Genomic DNA, 5,980 nt, shown 5'->3' with positions numbered 1-5,980 from the left:
CGGACGCCCTGGAACCTTCCTCCATATGACGAAGCGAGGCGGCCCCGAGATGGGCCGCCTCGCTCGTGGTGTGTCGTGGGGTCAGACGTCGAGACCCGCAGGCACAGCGGCCTCGGTGCCGGGGATGCCCTCCTGCTGCGCCCGCTTGTCGGCCATCGCCAGAAGACGGCGGATGCGACCCGCGACGGCGTCCTTCGTCATGGGCGGGTCCGCGTGATGGCCCAGTTCGTCGAGACTCGCATCTCGGTGTGCGAGACGAAGCTCTCCGGCCACCTTCAGATGGTCGGGCACCTCGTCGGCGAGGATCTCGAGTGCACGTTCGACACGGGCGCACGCGGCGACGGCGGCCTGGGCGGACCGTCGCAGGTTCGCATCGTCGAAGTTCACGAGCCGGTTGACCCCGGCGCGCACCTCGCGGCGCTGACGCATCTCTTCCCACGCGACGGCGGTCTTCTGCGCACCCATCTCGCTGAGGATCGTGCGGATGGCCTCGCCCTCGCGGACGACGACGCGCGGCATGCCACGCACCTCGCGCGCCTTCGCGGCCACTCCGAGGCGGTGGGCGGCACCGACGAGCGCCATGGCGGCCTCGGACGACGGGCATGCGACCTCGAGCATCGCCGATCGACCGGGTTCGCTCAGCGTCCCTGCTGCGAGGAATGCTCCCCGCCAGAGGCCGGCGACCTCGGCGCGGGATCCGGTGGTCAGGCGGTTCGGAAGTCCGCGGACCGGGCGCCGACGCTGGTCGAGCAGACCGGTCTGTCGAGCGAGGGTCTCCCCTGAGGCGATGACCCTGACCGCCCAGCGGGCTCCATCGTTCGCCGTGCTCGACTGCACCTGCGCAATTTCCGGTCGGACTCCGTAGATCTCGGCGAGGTCGCGCGCGACGCGCTGCGCGAGGATCTCGGCATCCACCTCCGCCTCGACGGCGACCCGTCCGGCGATGGAGTGCAGACCTCCGGCGAACCGGAGGATCGATGTGACCTCCGCGACGCGCACCGTCGGGGGTGCATTACGGATGCTGACCAGCTCAGCCTTGACGTCGGTCGTTAGTGCCACGACACTCCTCTACGCTCACGCGCCGGATCGCGACGCAAACCTCCAGCCTACTCTGACGGAGGCTCTTGCTATTCCCTGCCGAGGTCCCGGTGACGCACGTTGACGGCGACTCCCGGCACCGTCGCGAGCCGGCGGGCCAGCTCTTCGACCATCGCGACCGAACGATGCTTGCCCCCCGTGCAGCCGATCGCGACCGTCGAGTGGCTCTTGTTCTCGCGCTGATAGCCCTCGAGAACAGGCGTCAGCGCCGCCGTGTACGCATCGAGGAACTCGGCGGCCCCCTCGCGGGAGAGCACGTAATCCCTGACCGGCTCGTCCTTGCCCGTGAGGCCGCGGAGCTCTTCGTTCCAGAACGGGTTCGGGAGGAACCTCATGTCCGCCACGAGGTCGACGTCCGTGGGAAGGCCGTACTTGAATCCGAAGCTCATCAGCGTCACACGGTGGCGCGCGGCGCCCTCTTCGGAGAAGAGCTCCGACACCTGTGTGGCCAGCTGATGGATGTTCAGGGCCGAGGTGTCGATGACGAGATCGGCGGCCTCGCGGATCGGCGCGAGCCTCTGACGCTCCACGCGGATGCCGTCGAGAAGCGTTCCGTCGGCTTGCAGGGGATGCGGCCGGCGGACGGACTCGAAGCGTCGCACCAGTACATCATCGGACGCGTCGAGGAAGAGGACGCGCACGGACCCGCGCGACCGCAGGGCCCGCGCCACACCGGGGAAGTCATCGAACAGGTTGCGCCCGCGGACATCGACGACCGCAGCGACCTTCGGCAGAGCCTTGCCACCCATGTCCGTGAGATCCAGAAGCGGGCGCAGGATCTGCGGAGGGAGGTTGTCGACGACGTACCAGCCGAGGTCCTCGAGTGCGTTGGCAACCGTCGTGCGACCAGCGCCCGACATGCCCGTGACGATGAGGAACTCGCCCTTGTCCCCGTCAGCCATGGTTACTCCTTCTCCCCCGCATGCACCAGCCTAGCGAGTGGAGAGATGCGTGTGGATGTTCTGGGCGAGGACGGGACCGATGCCCTGGACTTCTTCGATCTCCGCGGGCGCCGCGGCACGGAGCGCCGTGACGGATCCGAAGTGCTTGAGCAGCACCTTGATGCGCGATGCGCCGAGTCCCGGCACCTCGGCGAGGACCGAGGAGATGTCGTTGCGGCGTCGTTTGCGCTGATGCGTGATCGCGAAGCGGTGCGCCTCGTCGCGGAGCCGCTGCAGCAGGTACAGCGACTCGCTCGTGCGCGGGAGGATGACGGGGAAATCGTCGCCGGGCAGCCAGATCTCCTCGAGCCGCTTGGCGATGCCGCATACCGCGATCTCGGTGTGACCCGCGTCGCGGAGGGCGCGTGCAGCCGCCTCGACCTGCGGCTGCCCGCCGTCGACGAGCAGCAGCTGCGGGGGGTACGCGAAGCGCGGTTTGCGTTTGACCTCGAGCCCGAGGGTGTCGAGGTCTTCCCCGATCTCGCCGGACACCGGCGCCGGGGCCGGCTCGTCGACCTCGTCGGGTCGATCGAGATACGCAAGACGACGCCGCAGCACCTGATACATCGAATCGGTGTCGTCGGTCGTCTCGGGGATGTTGAAGGAGCGGTACTGGTCTTTGCGCGGGAGTCCGTCTTCGAACACCACCATCGACGCCACGACATTCGTGCCGCCGAGGTGCGAGATGTCGAAGCACTCGATGCGCAGGGGCGCCTCGCTCATGCCCAGCGCATCCTGAAGATCGGTCAGCGCCTGAGTCCTCGCGACATAGTCGCTCGTGCGACGGGTCTTGTAGCGGATGAGAGCCTGCTGCGCGTTGAGGGTCGCGGTGCGCATGAGGTCGGCACGCTGGCCGCGCTGGGCGACGGCGATCTCGACCTTCTTGCCGCGCCGTTCCCTCAGCCAGAGCTCGAGTTCGGCGGCGTCGTCGGGCAGCGACGGCACGAGGATGCGTCTCGGAACATCCTGTGCATCGCCGTAGGCGCGCTGGAGCACCTGGTCGACGAGATCGGCCGTCGAGATGTCGATCTCCTTCTCGATCGTCATCGCGCGGACTCCGCGAACGCGTCCACCGCGGATCACGAAGTGCTGCACCGCGGCAGCGAGTTCGTCTTCCGCGATGCCGAAGAGGTCGGCATCCTCATCGGGCGCCAGCACCAGCGCACTCTTGCCGAGCACGGCCTCGATCGCTCCGAGCTTGTCGCGATACTTCGCGGCGGCCTCATAGTCCATGGCCGCGGACGCCGCGAGCATCCGCTTGGTCAGCTCACGCGTGAAGCGCTCGTCGCCGCCGGCCATGAACGCGACGAAATCGTCGACCATCGCCCGGTGCTCTTCGATCGTGACCGTCATCGAGCAGGGTCCGCCGCACTTGCCGATCTGACCGGGAAAGCACGGCCTGCCCGTCGCCATCGCCCGCTTGTAGCTCGAGTCGCTGCAGGTGCGGATCGGGAACGCCTTGACCATCAGGTCGATCGTCTCGTGCACGGCCCAGACCTTCGGGTAAGGCCCGAAGTATCGTGCGCCGGGGATCTGGCGGTTCCGTGTGACGATCACCCGTGGCGCCTCGTCTCCGAGGGTGACTGCCATGAAGGGATATGACTTGTCGTCTTTGTAGCGGACGTTGAAAGGAGGATCGAATTCCTTGATCCACATGTACTCGAGCTGCAGGGAGTCGACGTCCGTCGAGACCACGGTCCACTCGACCGACGAGGCTGTCGTCACCATGCGACGGGTTCGTTCGTGCAGCGTCCGCAGTGGGGCGAAGTAGTTCGACAGACGCTGTCGAAGGTTCTTCGCCTTGCCCACATACAGCACGCGCCCGTCGGCATCCCGGAAACGGTACACGCCGGGGTTCGTCGGTATCTCGCCGGCCCTCGGCTTGTACGAAAGCACGTCGGCCATCAGCTGGCCTTCCGCGCGGAGCGCCCCTCACCCAGGATCTCGGCGAGGAACTGGCCTGTGTGGCTGTCCTCGACGCGCGCGATCTGCTCGGGAGTGCCTGTCGCCAGGATCTCGCCGCCACCGGAACCGCCCTCGGGCCCGAGGTCGATGACCCAGTCCGCCGACTTGATCACGTCGAGGTTGTGCTCGATGACGATCACCGTGTTGCCCTTGTCGACGAGGCCGTTGAGCACCTCGAGGAGCTTGCGGACGTCTTCGAAGTGCAGACCCGTGGTCGGCTCGTCGAGCACGTAGACGCTGCGGCCGTTGCTGCGCCGCTGCAGTTCTGTGGCGAGCTTGACGCGCTGCGCCTCGCCACCCGACAGGGTGGTGGCCGACTGACCGAGGCGCACATATCCGAGCCCCACGTCGACGAGCGTCTTCATGTAGCGGTGGATCGCCTGGATGGGCTCGAAGAACTCCGCAGCCTCGGCGATCGGCATCTCGAGGACCTCGGCGATGTTCTTTCCCTTGTAGTGCACGGCGAGGGTGTCGCGGTTGTAGCGCTTGCCGTGGCAGACCTCGCAATCGACGTAGACGTCGGGGAGGAAGTTCATCTCGATCTTGATCGTGCCGTCACCGGAGCACGCCTCGCAGCGACCGCCCTTGACGTTGAAGCTGAAGCGGCCCGGCTGGTAGCCGCGCACCTTCGCCTCGGGAGTCTCGCTGAACAGCGAGCGGATCCTGTCGAACACGCCGGTGTACGTCGCCGGGTTCGATCGCGGGGTTCGACCGATCGGCGCCTGGTCGACGTGCACGACCTTGTCGAGGTTGTCGAGGCCCGAGACGCGAGTGTGCTTGCCCGGCACGGTGCGTGCTCCGTTGAGCCGCGATGCGAGCACCTGGTAGAGGATGTCGTTGACCAGCGACGACTTGCCCGAACCGGACACTCCGGTGACCGCCGTCAGCACACCGAGCGGGAAGTTGACGCTGACGTTCTTGAGGTTGTTCTCACGGGCGCCGACCACGCTGAGCATGCGCTTCTTGTCGAGCTTGCGTCGCTTGGTCGGTGTCGGGATCTCGCGAGCACCCGAGAGGTACTCCCCCGTCATCGAGGCCGGCTCGCTGAGCAGGGCGGAGTAGGGCCCTGAGTGCACGACCTCGCCGCCGTTCACGCCGGCACCGGGACCGATGTCGACGACCCAGTCGGCCGCCTCGATCGTCTCTTCGTCGTGCTCGACGACGATGAGCGTGTTCCCCAGGTCGCGAAGCTTCAGCAGTGTGTCGATGAGACGACGGTTGTCGCGCTGGTGCAGTCCGATCGACGGCTCGTCGAGCACGTAGAGGACTCCCGTGAGGCCCGAGCCGATCTGCGTGGCCAGGCGGATGCGCTGAGCCTCACCGCCCGAGAGCGATCCGGCGGACCGGCTGAGGTTCAGGTACGAGAGACCGACCTGCAGCAGGAAGTCGAGGCGGAGCCGTATCTCGCGCAGCACCTGCGCGGCGATCTTGGCCTCGCGGTCGGTGAGGCTGAGGGTCTCCATGAACGAGCGTGCGTCGGCCAGGCTGAGGTGCGACACCTCGGCGATCGAGTGGCCGTGCACCTGCACCGCGAGCACTTCGGGCTTGAGGCGATTGCCGTCGCACACCGGGCACGGAACCTCGCGGAGGTACTCGCCCCAGCGCGAACGCTGCGTGTCGGACTCGGCCTGAGCGTACTGACGCTCGATGTAGGGCACCACTCCCTCGAAGCCCGACGCGTAGCGCATCTCACGCCCGTAGCGGTTCTTGAACTTGACGGTGACCTTGTAGTTGTCACCGCGCAGGATCGCATCCTGCACATCGACCCTCAGGTCTTGCCAGGGTGTGTCGAGCGAGAACTTGAGGTCGTCAGCCAGCCCCTCGAGCAGTCGCTCGTAGTACTGGAACAGCCCCTTGCCCTGTGTGGTCCAGGGGATGATCGCGCCCTCGCGGATGGAGAGCTCCTCGTCGCCGAGCATCCGGTCGATGTCCACCGACATGCCCGTGCCCAGGCCCGAGCATGCGGGGCCGGCCCC

General features: G+C 67.1%; 4 protein-coding genes. All 4 read right to left on the bottom strand.

Features of this window, described 5'->3' with window-relative positions; all coding sequences use genetic code 11:
• Positions 1 to 81 precede the first annotated feature (81 nt).
• Positions 82 to 1,059 carry a DNA-binding protein WhiA gene (gene whiA, locus J7E68_RS16630; RefSeq protein WP_042540784.1) on the bottom strand — a complete coding sequence of 326 codons (978 nt, stop codon included), beginning with the start codon at positions 1,057 to 1,059 and terminating at the stop codon, positions 82 to 84.
• A 68-nt stretch (positions 1,060 to 1,127) separates the two neighbouring features.
• Positions 1,128 to 2,000, bottom strand: coding sequence for an RNase adapter RapZ (gene rapZ, locus J7E68_RS16625; protein WP_215174464.1), 873 nt, complete (start codon positions 1,998 to 2,000; stop codon positions 1,128 to 1,130).
• Between the two features lie 30 nt (positions 2,001 to 2,030).
• Entirely contained in the window at positions 2,031 to 3,944 is a 1,914-nt protein-coding gene (gene uvrC / locus J7E68_RS16620) for an excinuclease ABC subunit UvrC (protein WP_215174462.1), read from the bottom strand.
• Positions 3,944 to 5,980: excinuclease ABC subunit UvrA (uvrA, locus tag J7E68_RS16615; protein ID WP_215174460.1), on the bottom strand; the 2,037-nt coding region annotated here is incomplete at its 5' end. The genes uvrC and uvrA, both read right to left, overlap by 1 nt.

The sequence above is a fragment of the Microbacterium sp. ISL-103 genome, from assembly GCF_018613995.1.
Classification (GTDB): Bacteria; Actinomycetota; Actinomycetes; order Actinomycetales; family Microbacteriaceae; genus Microbacterium.
Note: the sequence above shows the minus strand (reverse complement) of the source record. Positions and strands in the feature narration are given on the sequence as shown.

Bases quoted from the DNA above. Each gene is read 5' to 3' on its own strand.
- rapZ (WP_215174464.1), bottom strand. From the start codon at position 2,000: ATGGCTGACGGGGACAAGGGCGAGTTCCTCATCGTCACGGGCATGTCG.
- uvrC (WP_215174462.1), bottom strand. From the start codon at position 3,944: ATGGCCGACGTGCTTTCGTACAAGCCGAGGGCCGGCGAGATACCGACG.